The following is a 19,966-nucleotide window of genomic DNA, read 5'->3' as shown; positions in this document are numbered from 1 at the left end:
TACACTAATGGAACCTCCATATATAAAACAGGTCCTTACTTACCAGATTCTTTCCTTATGCCTAATTTCCCAACATCTGTGTATTCTTTTATTTCTGGAAAAATCAAAGGGAATGGTTTGTGGCGTTATTTCTTTTACTTCCCACCTCTTCTCTACCTCTTCATCAAGTTTAAATTTTCTAAAATTAGTGGAAAATATGAGCAAACCTTCTGTGTCCAAGCGCTGGGTTGCAAGATCGATGAGGTGGAGATGATCCCTTTGCACATCAAAAACACGTTTGTCTTTTTTGGTATTTGAAAAGGTTGGAGGATCCATAAAAATAAGATCAAACTTGGAGTGACCAGTCCCCAGCCACTGGACACAGTCACCCTGTTCAATCCGGTGCTTCACCTCTGAAAACCCGTTTACTGCCAGGTTACGTCGAGCCCAGTCAAGATATGTTGAGGATAAATCCACGGTCGTGGTCGTTGCAGCCCCACCCATGGCGGCATGGACCGTTGCTGTTCCGGTGTAAGCAAAGAGGTTAAGAAATCTCTTTCCCTGGGCTTCCCTGTAAATTCTCTCTCTCACGGGTCTATGGTCAAGAAAGAGTCCGGTATCAAGATAATCAGTAAAATTTACTAAAATAGAACAGGCCCCCTCCCTCACCTCATACATTTTCTTCTTACTGTCTTTCTTTTCATATTGACGGGCTCCCTTCTGCCGCTCCCGCCTCTTCACAAAGATTCTGTTTGATCGAACCCCAAGAACCTCACGGATCACTTCCAAACCATGGCGAAGTCTGCTCGCTGACACTTCTTTGTCCACTGTCTTAGGAGCAGCGTACTCCTGCACATGAATCCACTTGGAATAGAGGTCAATACTGAAATTGTACTCGGGCAAATCACTGTGATAGATGCGGTAGCAGTCAACACCCTCACGGGTGGCCCACTTCTGCATCTTTTTCATATTTTTAATCAGACGGTTGGCAAATTCCCCTTTGTCGCCTTTTTCGTCTGTTTCCTCTATTTCAGGCAAACGCCAGATAAACTGAGGCTCAGCATCCGGCACAACCGTACCGGTAAGGAGCCTGCATGGGATGGAACCGTTATGGAGCTTAAATTTTTTATCCCAGGCAAAGGTAAAACTATCGGTTAAATCAGGGTTTGAAATAAATGCTCCAAGCCGCCAACCAACAAATCTCTCTTTTGCTATACGTCCAAAAGCCCGGTACAGCCGTGCAACATACTCAACCTCCGATAAACGTTCGCCATAGGGCAGGTTAGATAGTACCATGCCGCGTTTGCTTGGTGGAGAAAGTGATGCAAGTTCTGCCTGACGCACTTGGATATAGTCCTCCAGGCCCGCCTGCTGTATATTCTTTTTAGCTGCACTTACAGCCACATGATCAGAGTCGTAACCTATAATTACGGGCCACTCTTTTTCCAGGCCCTTATCCTCCCGGGCCATGGCCTCTTCAACCAGCTCACGCCAAAGCGTATCATCATGACCACCCCACTCATAAAAACCAAAATAGTTGCGGCTAAGCCCTGGCGCAGAATCACCAAACATCATAGCCGCCTCAATGAGCAGGGTTCCACTTCCACACATGGGATCAACCAGATCCCCACCCTCATTGGGCCATCCGGAAAGGGCTACAATTGCAGCTCCCAGGGTTTCTTTAAGAGGAGCAATGGTCCCTTTAGCTCTATAGCCACGTCTATGCAAACTCTCTCCAGACAGATCTACAAAGAGCGTTGCCCCAGGCCCCTCGATATGCAGATGAAACTGTACCCCCGGTTTATCCCCCTGCACAGAAGGTCTGTCTCCCACACTGTCACGAAAAGAATCAACCAGTGCATCCTTTACCTTCAAGGCTGCATACTTACTGTGGGTGATTTTTGACTTGCCTGTGATTGTACAATTAATGGCAAATGATGTTTTAACGTCCATCTGTTCTTGCCACTTAACCTTCTTAGCATTCTGGTAGAGCATCTCTTCATCTTCGGCCTGAAAAGAGGATATTGTAAGAAGTATTCGGGAGGCAAACCTTGACCAGAGACAGCACCTGTATGCTGTTTCAAGATCACTCTTCCAGCGCACAACCCCCTTATCCTCTTCAATATTTTTTCCACCAAACTGCTGGACTTCATCTCTTACCAGTGATTCAACTCCGCTGGCACAGGTTGCAACAAGATTATACATTTTCATATATTAAGCCTTACACCTTGTTTTTGTTAGTTAAAACCAAGTGGTTTTTCCTCTAGAACAGGTGATTTTTAACCGTGAATCTCTATATTTTACTAACGCGTCAACAGGGTGCCATGGAAGTGCAACCTGCGACAGACAATTGTTTTCTTACCGTTTTCTCAACAGTTTATTCTTGACCTCTACAACAATACGGCTAAATTAGATATTAATTTTGCTTGATTTTTACTCATCTTATAAAATTTACTGCATCTACGATACAATAATCGTTTTTTAACAACAGGAGCTCTTATGAAAAGAAATATACTAACGACGCTTGTCATTGCATGTACTATCAGCTCATTTCTGCTTATTTCAGGGTGCAGTAAGAAAAACGTTGTTCCACCTGATACAGGTATGAGTGGTGACGGTTCAGCAATGTCCGGTGGCAATGATATCAATTACCCTTCCGCTGGTGGTGGCTTTTCTGAAGATAACCTCCCCACTGAAGGAACCCTGGATGACTCCGTAGGTTATACCGGTGGCGGTGCCGATGATCCCAGACATATGGCTGATCAACAGTCATACGAATACAAGAAGGCCCACGGAAGATCTTCTGCCAACCTTTACCCTATCTATTTTGACTTTGATCAAGCGGGTGTAAAACCTTCGATGACCGATGTATTGATCCAGAATGCGAACTACATCAATTCTATTCCCAATGCTAATATCATTATAGAAGGTAACTCCGATGAACGGGGTACCAACGAATACAACCTGGCACTCGGTGAAAGACGCGCTATAAACACCCAGCAATATTTAATTAATCTGGGCGTAGATCCAAGTCGTTTGAGAACAGTCTCTTTTGGTGAAGAAAAACCTCTGTTCCTTGGCCAGGATGAAGATGCCTACAGCCATAACCGAAGGGTTGATTTCGGTATAGAGTAAAACAAATACCAATTAAAACAAAAGGGGCTCTGAACTAAAATGTTCAGCGCCCCTTTTTTATTGCATTTTAAAAGAGCGGTTACCCTTTTTTGACCTGTTGTAAAATAAGAGACACAACCTCATCAACACTGATTTCCGTTGTATCAATTTTACAGGCATCTTCTGCCTGCACAAGTGGTGCAATATCCCGCTCACTATCGTTTTTATCCCGCTGAAGGGTCATTGCAAGGAGCTCATCGTAGTCAGCCGCAACACCTTTAGCCTTAAGCTGGCTATAACGCCTCCTGGCCCTCTCTTCTGCCCTGGCATCAAGAAAGAATTTATGGGCTGCAGCAGGAAACACAACGGTGCCGGTATCCCTACCTTCTGCCACGATCTGTCCCCGCTCTCCATAGCTTCGCTGCATGGAGGTGAGGTAATCCCGTACAACAGCAAGGGCTGAAACATTTGAAGCCACCATTGCCATTTCAGGGGTGCGAATTTCTGAGCTCACATCCCTGTTGTTAACAAGCACTCCAACATCGCTCATTGTATCAGGAGCAGGAAGAAGCTGCAGGTCAAGGGTAGCCAATAGCTTTTCGATAGCTGCATTATCTGTTAAATCAGCCTTCTGCTCCTGGAGAAATATACCTACAGCGCGATACATTGCCCCCGTGTCAAGATAGGTAAAACCGGTAGCTGCTGCAACCATCCTGCTTACAGTGGATTTCCCCACCCCTGCAGGACCGTCTATGGTTATGATGTTTAGTTTCTCAGACATTATTTTTTATAAACCTCAAATTACAGACTTTCGTCACACTCGACAAATAACCACTCATATAACCATTCACAATTGCGCAATCAGACAATTAAATATCGAGTTTTTGCTGTTCAAGATTTAAGCCCTGCTCCAGATTAAAGCCTATTTTCAAAAGCTTTTCCTCTGAGAAGTGATCACCCTGCAACTGTACCCCCACAGGGAGATCATTACTGGTCACGCCTCCGGGCACAGACATCCCTGGGATGCCAGCAAGGTTTGCTGATATGGTGAGAATATCAGACATATACACCGCCAGAGGATCATCACTGTTTTCTCCCATCTTCCAGGCAGGAGTCGGTGTTACAGGTGAAATAATGGCGTCACAATGTTCAAAGGCCTTTTTAAAATCTTCAAGTATCAGGGTTCTTACCTGGGATGCTTTTTTGTAATAAGCATCATAATAACCTGAAGATAGTGCATAGGTTCCTATGAGTATTCGGCGCTTAACCTCTGCGCCAAAACCAGTGGATCTTGTATCCTTATACATATCCACAAGAGTTTCAGAATCCTCGGTACGATAGCCGTAAAGCGCACCATCATAACGGGCAAGATTAGAGCTGGCCTCTGAAGAGGCGATGAGATAATAGGTTGCCACACAGTATTCTGTACGCGGCAGTGACACTTCTACAATTTCAGCACCCTGCTTCTCAAGTACAGAAATGGCATTCTTAATCACAGCTTCAACCTCACCATCAAGACCTTCTGTAAAGTACTCTTTTGGCACACCTATTTTCATACCGGCAAGGCCACTCACAAGTGCGGCTGTATATTCCGGAACCTCCCTATCAACAGAGGTCGAGTCCATTGGGTCATGACCGCTGATAACATCCATTACCCTTGCACAATCTTCAACCGATCTGCTTAAGGGACCAATCTGATCAAGGGATGAGGCAAAGGCGGTGAGCCCAAAACGCGAAACCCTTCCGTAAGTAGGCTTCATTCCTACTACGCCGCATAGAGATGCCGGTTGCCTGATGGAACCACCAGTGTCAGAACCTAGGGATATTCCACATTCATAGGCCGCCACAGCTGCAGCTGATCCACCAGATGAGCCTCCGGCAACATATCCCTTTTTACATGGATTTTGCGGCACACCAAAACTACAGGTCTCAGAGGTCGAGCCCATGGCAAATTCATCCATACTTACCTTACCTAAGATAACACCACCCGCTTCTCTGATATTTTTAACAACGGTGGCATCATAAGGAGGAACAAAGTTTTCAAGCATCTTTGATCCGCAGGTCATTTTGACATCTTTGACACAGAGCAGGTCTTTAAGGGAAACAGGAATACCACAGAGCTTACCAATCTTTCCCTGGCTTCGATTTTCATCTGCTTGTTTTGCCTGGGCAAGAGCCCCTTGTCTATCCACTGTAATATAAGCTGAAACCTTATCATCCACAGCTTCTATTCTATCGAGATAACTCTGGGTAAGCTCTACACTTGTCAGCTCCCCTGCAGCCATCTTTTCCAGAGCCTGAGAAATAGTCAATTCGTACAAATTCATGTAAACCTCAAAAAAAAGCGGACACTGCAGTGTCCGATTTGATATAGATTTTAATTATGCCCGTAAGCGGAAAATAGTAACCTTAATAAACCAGAAAAATTTTTAGTCTCGCTGGATAAGTACCATGGAAATGATGCGATATCAGCAAGTTTTCCAACACCCAATTTCTCGGAGTCTACGCTACCTGTTTTTTATGACACTTTTCTGGAGTAAGGTACTAAATAACTTTTGGAACCTGAAAAAACTCGCCATTCTGTACCGGACCATTCTTTACAGCCTCACTCTGGTCCAGTGAATCCTTCACCACATCCTTACGAAAGGCATTGCTCACTGAAAAAACATGGGTGGTGGGAGTTATATCTGTAGTATCAAGCTCTTCAAGCTTATCCACGTAGGATAATATATTATCAAGCTGGCCTGTCATTGTTTCGAGCTCACCTTCAGACAGGTTCAGTCGTGCAAGATTTGCTACATGCTCTACTTCTTTTTTGCTAATTTTCATTATTATATTATATAATTACAACAACTATTAACTTTAATTGTTTTTATTAAACGTTATCTAAAGACTCCTGGCTCAAAAAGCTCTCTCCGGGAGTAAAGTCCTTAATGGAACGGGAAAAGTAATCTACCATAGTTTCATCAAACTGTGTTCCACTACATTTCTTAAGCTCTTCTAAAGCCTGATCCATTGTCATATTCGTTCGATAATTTCTTCTCGACGTCATGGCATCATAACTATCTACCACGATTATTATTTTAGTCAAATCGTCAAGTTCATCACCTGTAAGTCCATCAGGGTATCCCTTGCCATCCATTCTTTCATGGTGATGGCGGATAATAAACTGTTCACGTTCCATAAAACCAAGTGGTTTAATAATATTTGCCCCTATACTCGGATGCTTGCGGATAAGGAGCCATTCTTCATCTGTTAGTTTGCCTGGTTTTTGAATACAGGAAAGATCTATCACCAGCTTGCCGATATCATGAAATTGAGCAGCTCTTCTGAGGACCGTAATTTCTTCGCCAGGAAGATCCATGGCCATACCCAGCATCAGTGCATATTCAGTCACCCGCATTGTATGACCGGCTGTATAGTAATCCTTTTCCTCCATGGCATTCTGGAGGCTGGTCATCAGTTGAACCGTTGCTTTCTCAAGGCTATTACTATAGGTGATCAGCAGTTTATTCTGTTTTTCCAGTTGAGCAGCTTTTACCCGAATATCATCTTCCAGAGCCGATTTATACTCCCTTTCCTGGAGTACATACATTCTTTTTTCTATGGCTCTTCTGATTTTGACATTAAAAATATCAAGGTCTTCAATGGGTTTTGTTAAAAAGTCATAGGCACCTAAATTTATTGCCTTTACTGCATAATCCATGGAGCCTGCACCTGTTAAAAACAGAACCGGAATATCAAGGTTCAGTTTATTCAGGTTTTCCATGGTTTCAAAACCATCCATTTCAGGCATATTTATATCGAGAATTACAACATCGAAGGTATCGTCTATGGTTTCTACAACCTCATACCCATCAGCAGCGGTCTCTACCTCGTAGCCGAACATTTTCAGTATCTTTGATACTGTCGTTCGAACCATAGCATCATCGTCTGCTATCAATATTTTTTTTACTTGCTTATTCACGTACTCTCTCCAAATATCTTTTTCCTGAGGTAGATAAGTTTACAAATTCCAGTATACTTTGGCAATATCACGAACCCTTTCTATGGCTGGATGGGGTGTCTGCTCATTTTTAAGCTGGTTAAAAACGTGCTCATCCATAAAAGACGGGAAGGCAGTATTCAACTTTTGGCCTGCAAGTTCACTGAGTACTGTGAAAACCCCCTCTTGCAAACCGCTGAGATTATAGCCACCCTCAAGGGTCATCAACACTCTGCCGTCACAAAGATCTTCTGCCCATTTCATAATAGACCTGGTCATATAACCATAGCCCTGATGGGTCATACGCATGGCACTGATTCCATCACCATGATAGGTATCAAAACCTGCTGACACCAGTATAAGATCAGGCTTATATTGATAAACAAGCCTTTCCACAATTGAATTAAAAATATTGGCATATTCAAGATCCCCCTGTCCTCCAGGAAGAGGAATGTTGATAGTATAACCAAGACCTGAGCCAACCCCAAGATCTGTTAAACCACCCGTTCCAGGATATAGTGGTGACTGGTGAATAGAAACAAACATTACCTTATCACTATCATAGAAAGAATTTTGCGTACCGTTTCCATGGTGTACATCCCAATCAAGAATAAGTATGCGTTCCAGGCCCAGATTTTCTATTGCATGACGTGCAGCTAATGCGATGTTATTAAAGAGACAAAACCCCATGGATTTATGTTTTTCCGCATGGTGACCTGGCGGCCTCACCAGTGCAAAACCATTATCAATTTCACCACCAACAATGAGATCAACTCCCTTGATTACGGCCCCTGCTGCAAGCATGGCCGCCTCATAACTCTTTGGCGATGTGAAGGTGTCCCCATCAAGGGCTGAATAAATTTTCCCGGATGTGGCTTCAACCTCATGGATGTGATCAAGTGTATGATTGAGAAGTATGGTATCCACATTTGGTGCAGAAAAAGATGGCTCTAAAAAAACATTTTGTTCCCGTAGTCCCTCTAAAACATTGAGCAGAGTAATAATTCGGTCAGGACATTCCACATGGTCAAACCCAGGATCGTGTTCTTTAAAAACATCATCAGCTAATATGGCTGTTTTATTCATATGGTATTCTTTTAGTTGGGTTCCATGCATCTCAAATGCAATCTTTTCAATCCATCGACAATCCACACTTATTATTGATCACCTATTATTAATCACTATAGTATAGCGCAATTTTATATAGATACAAAACTTACACCAGAATCTTAGGCAAAAAAAAACGCGGACCATGAAACATGGCCCGCGTTAATACATCAGTTACAATATGATTTTATCACATTGGTACAATCAACTTATTGGTTTCCTCATTCCAGGTAACAATCACATACCAGAGTGCCATAACACCACCAATAATGAGAAGAGTAGGTCCATACCCAAGAGATTCAGGCAGATACACACTAGCACCTAATACATACTCTTCGTCAACAATCCACGCCTTCATAATAGAAGCAGAAATTGCAAAAAATGGTACTACCATGATGAGTTTTACCTGACCTTCACCAACTCTCCAGAGAGTTCCGGATCCACAACCACCGGCAAACATTGCACCTAGTCCAAAGATAAAGCCACCAACAACACCGCCCCAGCCAAAAGTAGGACTTACGTAGTTTGCAGCTGCAAGCACAGCTTCACCTTCAGCTCGTACAGGTACTGCATATTTTAAAACTGCGGCTCCAATTGCTACGATAACAATTGATAGCATAACAGATTTTGCAAGAGTACAGTCTCCAGTCATATGTGGCTCACGAAAGCCCTGAACCATACACCAGCGACCACGTTGCATGGTATAACCAAGACAAGCAGCAATAAGGATAATACCACTCAGCGATGCTATATAATCACTATCTTCATTACCAGCATACGTATAGGCTGCAGCAATAATGCCTAAAATTCCAACAGCTCCTAATATGTATTGAACCTTCGCAGGAAAGGCTACGGTTTTAGAACCACCATCACCCCAGGTGATATGTTCCATTTCAAGATAGAGAAGTTTAAGGCCAAGAATTACGCCAAAAACCATACCAAACATCATAGTAAAACCATTTGCCGCAAGGTTTCCTAGAGCATTATAAAAACCACCAACATTACAGCCACCGGCAAGAGTAGCACCAATACCCATCAGGATACCGGCGATTACAGCCTTAACCATCTCTCGGTAGGGTGGAACACGAAGAGCAAAATCCTTACCCAGGCAGGCAGAAATAAATGCCCCAACAACAAAACCAATACCAATTACAGATCCTGATGCTACAAAAATGGAGCGGGGAGCCTCATCGTAATAGGCAAAAACTCCTGCCTCTGAACTAAAGAGAGTAGCCCCTCCAAACATAATCCAGTCACCCCAGTTCCTGATGGCACCAACAGCACCCCATGGTCTCCACCAAGCCATGATCATAACCGAGAAAAAGGCTACAACCACCCCCGTCACATAGGGATTCCACTCCTTTTCACACAACAAAGAATATAATTCCTTTGCCTTATTTTTTAAAACTGACTCCTCACTCATAACGTCTATCTCCTAGTTGAATATGCATATCATTGCGTCTAAAATAAAAGCTAATTTTTTACACATCACCTCTGTTTTTGTCAAGATAAACGACCTGTATCTGCTCAGACTAACACATTGTGGCAGTAATAATTTATTGACGCTATTTTCAGTATTTAGTAATACCTTATTATAGCTCCTTGACAGATAATTTAAGCTACAGTATTTATCAGGATCGGAAATATACATTTTAAGCTGTTTTTATATTCAATAGTGCAATGTGTGCATATTAATAATTAATTCATTTTAGGAGAACAAAATGAGTGACGTAAAACAAGTAGCAGATGATGTAAGCCCAGCAACTGTCCTAGATGCAAAAGGTTTGAGCTGTCCAATGCCTCTTCTTCGTACCAAGAAAGAAATTGGTAAATTAGCCGCTGGAGATGTACTCCAGGTTGATGGTACCGATCCAGGTTCAAGAAACGATATTCCAGGTTGGTGTGAGCGTTCCGGCCACGAATACCTTGGCGAGAAAGAAGGCGAAGGTTTCATCAGCTTTTATATCAAGAAAGGTTGATTTTAATACACCTTTTCTAGTTGTATGAGTAAATCACTCTGAATGTGGTCGCTTTCTATGGCGTCGCATTCAGAGTATTTTTTATTAGGGAACCACCTTTTTTGTGGAGGAAGTAACAATGGCAAAAAGTTTAGGTATTTTTGTGACCAGTCCTGAGAACATGGACCACGTCATGGGTATAACCAAGGCCGCTAAGGCTAAGGGCTCAAATGTAAAAGTTTTCTTTACCTGGAAAGCTACCACCCTATCTAAAGATCCACGTTTTCCAGAACTTTGCGAACTGGCTGACGACGTTTCTATCTGTGTCGACAGTTATGTTAAGCAAGGTTTCGCTGTTGATGATGTTCCTGAAGGTCTCGAGCCTAAGAAAATGGCTACCCAGGCTCAGCACGGAATTATTATCGAAGATTACGACTGCTATTTAAGCCTGTAAGGAGATATCAAATGGAATACAAAAAAGTATGTTTAATGTACAGACACGAAGACTATGCTGTTGATGGTATCCGTTCTGCACTTGGTCTCGCAGTTGAGAACATGTATGCATACGGCGTTGTCTTAGACAAAGAAATCGAAAAGCTCGATGAACTCAATACTGAAAGTATTGAAATGCTCCGTGATATGGAAGGCGATGTGTACTCAACTGTTCCCGCAAATGTTGAGAAAAATGGATTTGAAGCTATTGATATCGAAGCACTTGGTGAAAAACTCCGTGATATGACACACATTATACCATACGGCATTAAATAATATTCAGGAGCTATGACTATGAAAGTCCTCAATGTATACAGATCAGAACCAGATGCAACCGTTCAGAAACTTGTTGAAATTGTCACCCGCGACCGCGAAGCTGACACTTTTGATCTGAATGTTGATTCCCCAGATTATGATGCTCTTGTGGAAAAGATCTACTCCGCAGACCAGACCATCTGCTGGTGGTAATCTGTTCGGCTCTTTTTGTACAAACTACCCCCGGTTCATCTACCCGTGACCGGGGTTAGTTTTTTCATTATCAGATCATGCACTGCCGGTCTGAACTCCCGTATTCCTGTAAGATCTTCTCCGCACAACACCCTATTTGTCAGTAGTACTACTGCTATCTTCTGATCACAATCCATCCAAAATGATGTTCCCGTAAACCCTAAGTGCCCCAGTGTTCTGCTGGAAAAGTATTTTCCACTGCTCGGGGTATCACCTGTTGGAGTATCAAATCCCAGGATAAATCTTCCATGATCTCCCTTAAGTCTTTCTTTCACTCCATCAAAGGAAAACGATGGATGTGAATAGCTGTTGTCATACATTTTAAACAGAGTCTCAATGAGTGTTAACAGCCCCTTTGTAGTTCCAAACAGGCCAGCGTGACCTGCGACACCACCAATTGATCTGCAATTATCATCATGGACAAGCCCTGAAAGCTCCAATTTTGTCCACATGCACGATCCTGTAGTTGGGAATACAATCCCACTCATATCTTTATTTTTTGCGAAATAGAGCTCTTTTTCAAGGCCTAAGGGACAAATTATCTCTTTTTCCCAGTAGTCACTCAGTCTCTTTCCACTTAATTTTTCAACAAGTTTTCCAAGAATGATATAGCCAATATCGCTGTACTCCTCTTTTGTTCCAGGTTTTGTGAGGAGCTTTTCTCTCTCTATATAGCTAAAAAGCTTGTTTTCTCGAATCTGTTCATCAAGAACTATAAGAGATCTAAAATATTCAAAATGAGCAGCCAGACCTGAAGTATGCTCCAGGAGATGCTCAATTCTAATATCTCTTGTACCATCCCCCTCAAGTTTGAGATAGTCCGTTATCTTGTCACTTAATTGAAGTGTTCCACTTTCAACAAGGGATAAAATAGACAATGTAGTGACCAAAGGCTTAGTTAGGGATGCCAGATCAAACACCGTTTTATTATTAACTAAATGGGCTGAAGACCCGCCACTATTTCCATAGTTAAAAACAGCGTTACCTCCCTTCCCTTTTCTTGCATCCGCAACACCTACAGAACATGCTGAAAAAACGTTATTTTTTATATTTTTATACACTAATGTTTCAAGGGAGGTGTGTATATCTTCCCGCATCTCTGTATCCATTTTTTCCTACGTATTATTATATTGAAATTTTTAGCTATTTTTACTAGATTACATGAAACTGTAACAAATAAATATATGTATGTTTTTTCGATAAAATCCATGCATGTATTATCAATATTTTAAAAGATATCAACACAACTATTAACAACCAATAAACAGGCTATTGTGCAAACTTTATTGAAACGTTGTTAGTTCAGTTGTTAATAACTCAATATAAACAAAAACGAGAACATACCAACGTTTCTTTTGTTTAAAATAAACGTACTATTTTTAAACAGTTACATAGTTAATCAACATACTAATACTGATAATAATAGTAGTATAAAAATATATAATAAGGCTTGGTCAAAGGAGTTGCTCTATGGCACTTAACTGTACGGTCACCAAAAACGATTTTTTAGATGGCTTAAATAGTCTTCAAAACATCACAAATAAAAAGGGAACCCTTGCTATTCTCTCAAATGTTCTCATAGAGACAACAACTGGTGGACTTACTCTTACAGGTACAGACTTGGAAGTAGGTATGCGACTCTTTGTACCTGCTGAAATTCATGGAGAAGGATCCCTTACTCTACCATCAAAGAAAATTTTTGAGATTGTTCGTGAATCGGGATCAGAAACCATCTCTGTTGAAGAAACAGACAACAGCTGGGTGGTTATAAAAGCTGGTTTGAGTACATACAATCTGGCGGGCATGCCAAATGATGAATATCCTGAATTTCCGTATTATGAAGATGATAACTTCCTCAGCTTTGAAACATTCATATTCTTAGAGCTTATTGAAAAAGTTATCTTTTCCATAGCTAATGAGCAGGAAAACATCTATTCCCTCACCTCTGTGTTGTTTGAAAAAGAGAAGGTTGGAGATACCAATTATCTTAAAATGGTCTCCTCAGACGGTCACAGGCTCTCTATAATGCAAAAAAATGTTGCTGTTGACCTCGATAAGATGCAGCTCAACGATGTAACACTTATTCCTAAAAAAGGAATACAGGAGTGGAAAAAATTCTGTGAAGGCAGAGATTCTATAGAGATTTCCTTCGAGGAAAAACAGCTTGTAGTACGAGATGATAAGGCAATCATGGTTATTCGTCTTAAAAGCGGAGAGTTTCCACAATACTCGGCCATTGTTAATGCGGTGGAGATCACTAACTGTCTTAAAATTAACAGAATCCCTTTTCTTGAGTCATTAAAGAGAATTAACCTGTTCACAGAAGATATCTTCCACACCATATCTTTGCAGATAGAACAGGGTAAAATGATACTCTCATCTCAAAACGCTGATCTTGGAAATGCAAAAGATGAACAGTCTGTTATTTATGATGGTGAGTCATTAACCCTTGGCTTTAATTGCAGATATTTTATAGAAACCCTGCAGGTTATGGAGTGTGAGACCGTAGAGGCATACATCAACACCAATGCCAGCCCATGTCTGATGAAATCTGAAGATGATAAGGGTTTTGTCAGTATCATTATGCCTATGCAGTTATAGGCCGAAGCAGACTTGAATTTACATACAGGGTTTTAATCTCGTTTTTAAAATCTGTATTGAGAACACTTTCTCTGGTGCATTACCACACAGCCAATTAACCAAAAGAGAGAAAGTTATTAATATTTTAACAGAGGTTTTAGTGTGACTGAAACAGGCGACAACTATAGCGCACAACAGATACAGGTTCTTGATGGTCTAGAAGCGGTACGAAAACGACCATCTATGTACATCGGTAATACAGCAGAAGAAGGTCTTCATCATCTCATCTGGGAGATTGTTGATAACAGTATTGATGAGGCTCTTGCCGGTTATTGTAGCCGCATCAGGGTTACCATCCACGAAGATAATTCAGTTTCAGTGGAAGATAATGGACGTGGTATTCCTGTGGATAAACATCCCACAGAGGATATGACTGCTCTTGAGCTTGTTATGACAACCCTCCATGCAGGAGGTAAATTTGATCACTCCTCATACAAGGTCTCAGGTGGTTTGCATGGTGTGGGTGTATCTGTTGTAAATGCTCTTTCCACAACTGCCACTGCAGAAATCCGCAGGAATGGAAAATTATACAGACAATCTTATGCCTACGGTGATAAGACCGGTGAGCTTGAAGTTGTTGGTGAAAGTGAAAAGACAGGAACAAAGATTACCTTTACTGCAGATCCGTCAATTTTCACTGAAACAACTGTATACAACTATGAAACGGTAAAAAGCAGAGTCCGTGAACTGAGCTTTCTCAATAAGGGACTGAAGATCGTTTTAAAAGATGAACGAAGTGGAGAAGAAGATAAGTTCCATGCTGAAGGTGGAATTATCAGCTACGTTCAGTATCTTAATCGTAAAAGAACCCCTGTTTTTGATGAACCAATTTATATTAGTGGTGAAAAAGACGATGTGGAAGTGGAGATATCCCTGCAGCATTATGATGGGTATTCTGAGCGTTTATTTTCTTTTGTTAATAATATTAACACCCGTGAAGGTGGAAGCCATGTAGCGGGCTTTAGATCATCTCTTACAAAATGTATTAACAAGTATGCAAATGACGATATTATCCCAAAAAACATGCGTGAGAAAGTAGGTGGGGATGATATTCGTGAAGGATTGACCTGTGTTATTTCAGTTCGTGTTCCTAATCCACAGTTCGAAGGACAAACCAAAACCAAGCTTGGTAACAGTGAGGTTAAATCCATTGTTGAGTCTATCTGCAGTGAAAAACTTACCCTGTTTCTTGAACAGAATCCTAATATAGCCAAAAAAATTCTCTCAAAGGTCGTGGATGCAGCACGTGCAAGAGAAGCTGCAAAAAGAGCTCGGGATCTTTCCAGAAAAAAAGGTTCAACCTCGCTTTTTATGGCGGGTAAGTTAGCGGAATGCCAGGAAAAGGATCCTGCAAAAAGAGAAATATTCATAGTGGAGGGAGATTCTGCGGGTGGTTCAGCAAAGCAGGGTCGTGATCGATCCAACCAGGCTATCTTACCTCTTCGCGGTAAGATATTAAATGTTGAAAAGGCTCGATTTGATAGAATCCTCGGCAGTGAAGAGATCAAACAACTGATTGGTGCCCTTGGTTGTGGTATCGGTAAAGACGAATTTGATCAGGAAAAACTGCGTTACCATAAAATCATCATCATGACTGATGCGGATGTCGATGGTGCGCATATTCGAACCCTGCTACTGACCTTTCTCTATCGACAGATGCTGCCACTGGTTGAAGGTGGATTTATCTATATCGGTCAACCTCCCCTTTATCGACTTGGGCGAGGTAAAAAAGAGAAATATTTCCTTGATGAGAATGAGCTGAACAGTCACTTGTTCACCAGAGCCAGTCACAACCTGAGCCTTGAGGCAAAGGGAGAAGAAACAACAGTAATTGAAAATGAGGCCTTTGTAGAACTCCTTGAAAAAGTATCAATTTATCAGCGAATTACCGCTTATATGAATCGAATGAATATCTGGGATGAAATGCTCTATTTTCTTCTTGATAATGGTATTCGTTCTGCAGATCAGTTTAAGGATGAAGCATTTGTAAATGGGCTAAGAGAAAGGCTACCTGAAGATAAACTGGTCCTTGGTAATCTCAGATCCTGTAGATGGCGTCCTGACTGTTATGAGTTTGATGTTGCCGTGCGTGGCAAAGTGCAGATTATGATGACATTGGGGCCTCAAATCCCTCTTATTAATGAATATAGAACAGCACTTGGTCTGTTTGATATTATTCGTCCGTATCTGAAATGTTCTTTTGTTATCAATCAGATCAACAAGACCGGTCAGGAAAAAAGTGTTGAGGTGGAAGACTGGAAAGCAATGCTTCAACAAATTCGCGATGAGTCGTTCAAAGGAAGCCATTTACAGCGCTATAAGGGTCTTGGTGAGATGAATCCTGAACAGCTTTGGGATACCACTATGAATCCTGAAAACAGGACCTTAATGCAGGTTTCCATTGATGATGCTGAAATGGCCGATGATATTTTCACAACCCTTATGGGTGATAAGGTTGAGCCTAGACGTGAGTTTATTCAGAATCATGCCCTTGAAGTTACTGACCTTGATATTTAACCCTGAAGAGTGACGCTTTAGTTAACGAATTTAATTTCTATCCAGATATACTCTTATGAGCACAGAAATAGATAATAATAGTGAACAATTCCCGACTATTTCCATAGAAAAGGAATTACAGAAATCATACCTCGATTACGCCATGAGCGTCATCATTGGTCGAGCCCTGCCAGATGTCCGTGATGGATTGAAACCAGTTCATCGCAGAGCGCTTTTTGCAATGCGTGAACTCGGTGTCCATTATAACAGACCCTACGTTAAGTCAGCGAGAATAGTCGGTGATGTTATCGGTAAGTACCATCCACACGGTGATACAGCGGCCTACGACACAATTGTACGAATGGCTCAGCCCTTCTCTCTTCGTTATCCACTCGTGGATGGTCAGGGTAACTTTGGATCCCTTGATGGTGATTCTCCTGCTGCCATGCGTTACACCGAAGCGAGGATGACCAGGATTGATCGTGATATCGTCAGTGATCTTGATAAAGAGACTGTTGATTGGGTTCCCAACTACGATAATTCCCTAATGGAACCAGCAGTAATGCCAAGTAAGATTCCAAATCTTCTGATTAATGGTTCTTCTGGTATCGCCGTAGGAATGGCAACGAACATCCCTCCCCATAACCTCACAGAGGTTATTGATGCTCTCATTGCATTTATTGATAATGACAACATGACTGTTCATGAAATAATGTCCGTAATCACTGGACCTGACTTTCCAACAGGAGGCCAGATCTGTGGGCGGGCAGGTATCCGGGAGGCATATGAAACAGGGCGCGGAGTGGTCATTATGCGTGCGCTGACTCACATTGAAAAAATCAAAGATAGTAAGCGTGAGGCAATAGTAATTACCGAGATTCCGTACCAGGTAAATAAGGCAGTGCTGGTAGAAAAAATTGCCCATCTGGTCAAAGATAAAAAGATTAACTCCATCACAGAAGTTCGTGATGAGTCAGATAGACATGGTCTACGAGTAGTTATCGAGCTGAAAAAAGATGAAATGCCCGAGATCGTCATCAATCAGCTCTATACCATGACTCAGATGCAGAAATCTTTTGGTATGAATATGTTGGCAATTGTCAACAACAAACCAGAGGTACTCAATCTCAAACAGATTTTAGAACATTTTATCTCCCATAGAAAAGTCGTTGTTTATAGACGAACCGCCTTTGAACTGAGAAAAGCTGAAGAAAAAGCTCATATCTTAGAAGGCTTAAATATTGCCATAAACAATCTTGATGAGGTTGTAGCACTCATTAAGGCATCAAAGAATCCACAGGAAGCAAAGGATGAATTGATGCGACGTTTTGAGCTCAGTGAAATTCAGGCTCAGACGATTCTGGATATGCGTTTGCAGAGACTAACAGGTCTTGAACGGGATAAAATTGCCAGTGAATACGCTGCAATTTTGGCTGAGATTATTAAACTCAAAGAAATTCTAGGTAGTGAAGCTCTTATAATGACTATCATTAAAGAGGAACTTCTTGAGGTCAAAGAAACCTACGGAGATGATAGAAGAACTGAAATTATCGATGCAATCGACGATATTCTGCCAGAAGATCTGATTCAACCCGAGGATATGGCGGTAACTATTACCCACTCTGGATATATCAAACGAAATCCTGTTTCGCTATACAGGTCTCAGCATCGTGGTGGTAAGGGTGTTAAGGGTGTCAATAATGTTGAAGAGGATTTTGTATCCAATCTCTATGTTGCTTCAACTCTTGATACATTCCTCTTTTTTACCAATCACGGCAAGGTGTTCTGGAGAAAGGTTTATCAACTGCCGCTTGCAGGACGTACTGCACGGGGTAAGGCTATTGTTAATCTTCTTAATCTTGCAGAAGATGAAAAACTTGCCGCCATTCTGCCAATAAGCAGTTTTGAAGATGAATCTAACCAGAAGACTATTTTGATGGTCACCAAATTTGGACGAATCAAGAAGTCGAGTTTAAGGGAATTTGAAAGGCCTCTTAGAAAAGGTAAGAGGGCTCTTACTATCAATGAGGGTGATGAAATTATCGCAGCTCACGTATTAGGTGGTGATGATACAGTCCTGCTGGTTACTCAAAAAGGTATGTCTATTCACTTTAAAGAGACCGATGTTCGAACCATGGGACGAACAGCTGCAGGGGTCCGAGGTATAACCCTTGGTGATGACGATCTTGTGGTTAGCGCAATTGTTGCGGAATCCGATAACTCTATTCTTATTGCCACCGAAAATGGTTTTGGAAAGCGGAGTCCTATTGAGGAATACAGGATCCAAAAACGTGGTGGTAAAGGTGTAAAAGGCATTAAGCAGAGTGAGCGAAATGGAGACATTATAGCCGCTAAACAGGTGGACGACGATGACGAGGTAATTCTTATAGCTGACTCCGGTAAGATGATCCGTATGGACTTAAGTGCTGTACGAGTTATCGGCAGGTCAACCCAGGGTGTTCGCCTCATCAATATTGATGAAACTGAAAAGGTCGTTAGTCTCGACAGTGTGGCAAAAGATAACAGTGAAGATGATGAAGAAAACCCAGGCGAAGAAAACCTCACTGGTGCGGATGAACCATCCACTGTCGATGAACCTGCTGAAGAAGCTGAAGGTCCTGCAACGGAAGGTGATGAGTAAATCGTCTAAAATAGCCGTAATCGGTGCTGGCTCATGGGGTACTGCTTTAGCAATACTCCTGGGTCAAAAGTATGATAACGTCGAACTGTGGGCCCATAGAAAGGCTCATAGTGACGATCTAAGGACTAAAAGAGAAAACAGTAAATACCTCCCGGGGATTTCTTTTCCGGATACGCTTACGATCACAGACAAGCTAATCAATGCCGTAACTGGTGCAGGTATTGTTGTTATGGTTGTACCCTCCCATTCTTACCGGGATGTATTTACAAAAATTATTCCTCACCTTGCCAGCAATTGTCGTATAGTTTCCGCTGTTAAAGGTATCGAAAACAGTAGTCTTCTCACCATGACCCAGGTGATGGAAGAATTGCTGTTACTCCATTTTTCTGCTGTATCTCCCTATGTGTCATCACAAAATAATGGTATTGAACTCGGCGTACTTTCAGGACCGTCATTTGCTCAAGAAGTCGCCAATTCAGTACCAACCGCTGTTACAGTTGGATTCCATAATCTTACGGTAGCAAAAGAAATTCAGCAGGTGTTTGTAACCGATTGTTTCAGGGTATATGCAAGTTCTGATATTGTAGGTCTCGAGATATCCGCTGCTGCAAAAAATATTATCGCCATTGCAACTGGAGTGTGTGACGGTCTCGGGTATGGTCTTAATACCAGGGCTGCGCTCATTACCAGGGGGCTTGCTGAAATAACTCGCCTTGGTACAGCGCTTAATGCAGAAGAAAGTACATTTTCTGGCCTGAGTGGGGTTGGAGATTTACTCCTGACCTGTACAGGGAGTTTGAGTAGAAATAGGACAGTTGGCTTAAAACTGGGTGAAGGCAAAAAGCTAGAGCAGATTAAAGATGAGATGCAGATGGTGGCAGAAGGGATTAAGACGACCCGGTCTGTTTATGAGCTTGCAAACAAATTAGCTATTGATATGCCAATTTTAGAGCAGGTCTATAAGATCATCTACGAAGATAAGAATTGCGGAGATGCCGTACGTGACCTGCTCAATCGTGAACTCAAAGTTGAATAATAGGACAAATT

17 protein-coding genes are annotated in these 19,966 nt (G+C 41.9%); 9 read left to right on the top strand and 8 right to left on the bottom strand.

Annotated elements, in window-relative coordinates; genetic code table 11:
- Window positions 1-39: 39 nt before the first annotated feature.
- Window positions 40-2,190 carry a bifunctional 23S rRNA (guanine(2069)-N(7))-methyltransferase RlmK/23S rRNA (guanine(2445)-N(2))-methyltransferase RlmL gene (gene rlmKL, locus ACX6CI_RS19225; RefSeq protein ID WP_458775277.1) on the bottom strand — a complete coding sequence of 717 codons (2,151 nt, stop codon included), beginning with the start codon at window positions 2,188-2,190 and terminating at the stop codon, window positions 40-42.
- Window positions 2,191-2,478: 288 nt separating this feature from the next.
- Between rlmKL and ACX6CI_RS19220 the strand changes: the two genes are divergently transcribed.
- Window positions 2,479-3,114 (top strand): OmpA family protein, encoded by a 636-nt coding sequence (locus tag ACX6CI_RS19220; protein ID WP_458775276.1) that lies wholly within the window; start codon window positions 2,479-2,481, stop codon window positions 3,112-3,114.
- Between the two features lie 79 nt (window positions 3,115-3,193).
- Here the strand turns inward: ACX6CI_RS19220 and cmk are convergent, their stop codons facing one another.
- The 6 genes from cmk to ACX6CI_RS19190 form a co-directional block, all read right to left on the bottom strand.
- Complete coding sequence (gene cmk / locus ACX6CI_RS19215) at window positions 3,194-3,874, bottom strand: (d)CMP kinase (protein ID WP_458775275.1); 681 nt, start codon at window positions 3,872-3,874, stop codon at window positions 3,194-3,196.
- A gap of 88 nt (window positions 3,875-3,962) precedes the next feature.
- The gene (gene gatA / locus ACX6CI_RS19210) at window positions 3,963-5,420 is read right to left on the bottom strand and encodes an Asp-tRNA(Asn)/Glu-tRNA(Gln) amidotransferase subunit GatA (protein WP_458775274.1); all 1,458 of its coding nucleotides are present in this window, start codon (window positions 5,418-5,420) and stop codon (window positions 3,963-3,965) included.
- Window positions 5,421-5,637: 217 nt separating this feature from the next.
- On the bottom strand, window positions 5,638-5,922 hold the full coding sequence (gene gatC / locus ACX6CI_RS19205; protein ID WP_458775273.1) for an Asp-tRNA(Asn)/Glu-tRNA(Gln) amidotransferase subunit GatC: 285 nt from the start codon (window positions 5,920-5,922) through the stop codon (window positions 5,638-5,640).
- A gap of 46 nt (window positions 5,923-5,968) precedes the next feature.
- Entirely contained in the window at window positions 5,969-7,060 is a 1,092-nt protein-coding gene (locus ACX6CI_RS19200; RefSeq protein ID WP_458775272.1) for an HD domain-containing phosphohydrolase, read from the bottom strand.
- Window positions 7,061-7,099: 39 nt separating this feature from the next.
- Window positions 7,100-8,164, bottom strand: a complete 1,065-nt coding sequence (locus ACX6CI_RS19195; protein WP_458775271.1) for a histone deacetylase family protein — start codon at window positions 8,162-8,164, stop codon at window positions 7,100-7,102.
- Between the two features lie 211 nt (window positions 8,165-8,375).
- Window positions 8,376-9,608, bottom strand: a complete 1,233-nt coding sequence (locus tag ACX6CI_RS19190) for a YeeE/YedE thiosulfate transporter family protein (protein ID WP_458775270.1) — start codon at window positions 9,606-9,608, stop codon at window positions 8,376-8,378.
- A gap of 298 nt (window positions 9,609-9,906) precedes the next feature.
- Between ACX6CI_RS19190 and ACX6CI_RS19185 the strand changes: the two genes are divergently transcribed.
- The 4 genes from ACX6CI_RS19185 to ACX6CI_RS19170 all read left to right on the top strand — a co-directional run bounded on the left by ACX6CI_RS19185 (window position 9,907) and on the right by ACX6CI_RS19170 (window position 11,103).
- On the top strand, window positions 9,907-10,164 hold the full coding sequence (locus tag ACX6CI_RS19185) for a sulfurtransferase TusA family protein (protein ID WP_458775269.1): 258 nt from the start codon (window positions 9,907-9,909) through the stop codon (window positions 10,162-10,164).
- A gap of 118 nt (window positions 10,165-10,282) precedes the next feature.
- On the top strand, window positions 10,283-10,597 hold the full coding sequence (locus ACX6CI_RS19180) for a peroxiredoxin (protein ID WP_458775268.1): 315 nt from the start codon (window positions 10,283-10,285) through the stop codon (window positions 10,595-10,597).
- Window positions 10,598-10,608: 11 nt separating this feature from the next.
- A complete protein-coding gene (locus ACX6CI_RS19175) occupies window positions 10,609-10,911 on the top strand; it encodes a hypothetical protein (protein ID WP_458775267.1) in 303 nt (100 codons plus the stop codon).
- An 18-nt stretch (window positions 10,912-10,929) separates the two neighbouring features.
- Window positions 10,930-11,103, top strand: coding sequence for a hypothetical protein (locus ACX6CI_RS19170; protein WP_458775266.1), 174 nt, complete (start codon window positions 10,930-10,932; stop codon window positions 11,101-11,103).
- Window positions 11,104-11,138: 35 nt separating this feature from the next.
- Here ACX6CI_RS19170 and ACX6CI_RS19165 read toward each other — a convergent pair whose 3' ends face one another.
- Entirely contained in the window at window positions 11,139-12,251 is a 1,113-nt protein-coding gene (locus tag ACX6CI_RS19165) for a serine hydrolase domain-containing protein (protein WP_458775265.1), read from the bottom strand.
- 361 nt (window positions 12,252-12,612) lie between these two features.
- On the opposite strand from ACX6CI_RS19165, the gene dnaN reads away from it, so the two are divergent.
- The 4 genes from dnaN (at window position 12,613) to ACX6CI_RS19145 (ending at window position 19,955) form a co-directional block, all read left to right on the top strand.
- On the top strand, window positions 12,613-13,743 hold the full coding sequence (dnaN, locus tag ACX6CI_RS19160) for a DNA polymerase III subunit beta (RefSeq protein ID WP_458775264.1): 1,131 nt from the start codon (window positions 12,613-12,615) through the stop codon (window positions 13,741-13,743).
- A 141-nt stretch (window positions 13,744-13,884) separates the two neighbouring features.
- Window positions 13,885-16,299 (top strand): DNA topoisomerase (ATP-hydrolyzing) subunit B, encoded by a 2,415-nt coding sequence (gyrB, locus tag ACX6CI_RS19155; protein ID WP_458775263.1) that lies wholly within the window; start codon window positions 13,885-13,887, stop codon window positions 16,297-16,299.
- 55 nt (window positions 16,300-16,354) lie between these two features.
- On the top strand, window positions 16,355-18,919 hold the full coding sequence (gene gyrA, locus ACX6CI_RS19150; protein WP_458775262.1) for a DNA gyrase subunit A: 2,565 nt from the start codon (window positions 16,355-16,357) through the stop codon (window positions 18,917-18,919).
- On the top strand, window positions 18,912-19,955 hold the full coding sequence (locus ACX6CI_RS19145; RefSeq protein ID WP_458775261.1) for an NAD(P)H-dependent glycerol-3-phosphate dehydrogenase: 1,044 nt from the start codon (window positions 18,912-18,914) through the stop codon (window positions 19,953-19,955). Before gyrA ends, ACX6CI_RS19145 begins: the two co-directional genes overlap by 8 nt.
- Window positions 19,956-19,966: the final 11 nt, after the last annotated feature.

This window comes from Desulforhopalus glucosivorans, from assembly GCF_054397165.1.
Note: the sequence above shows the minus strand (reverse complement) of the source record. Positions and strands in the feature narration are given on the sequence as shown.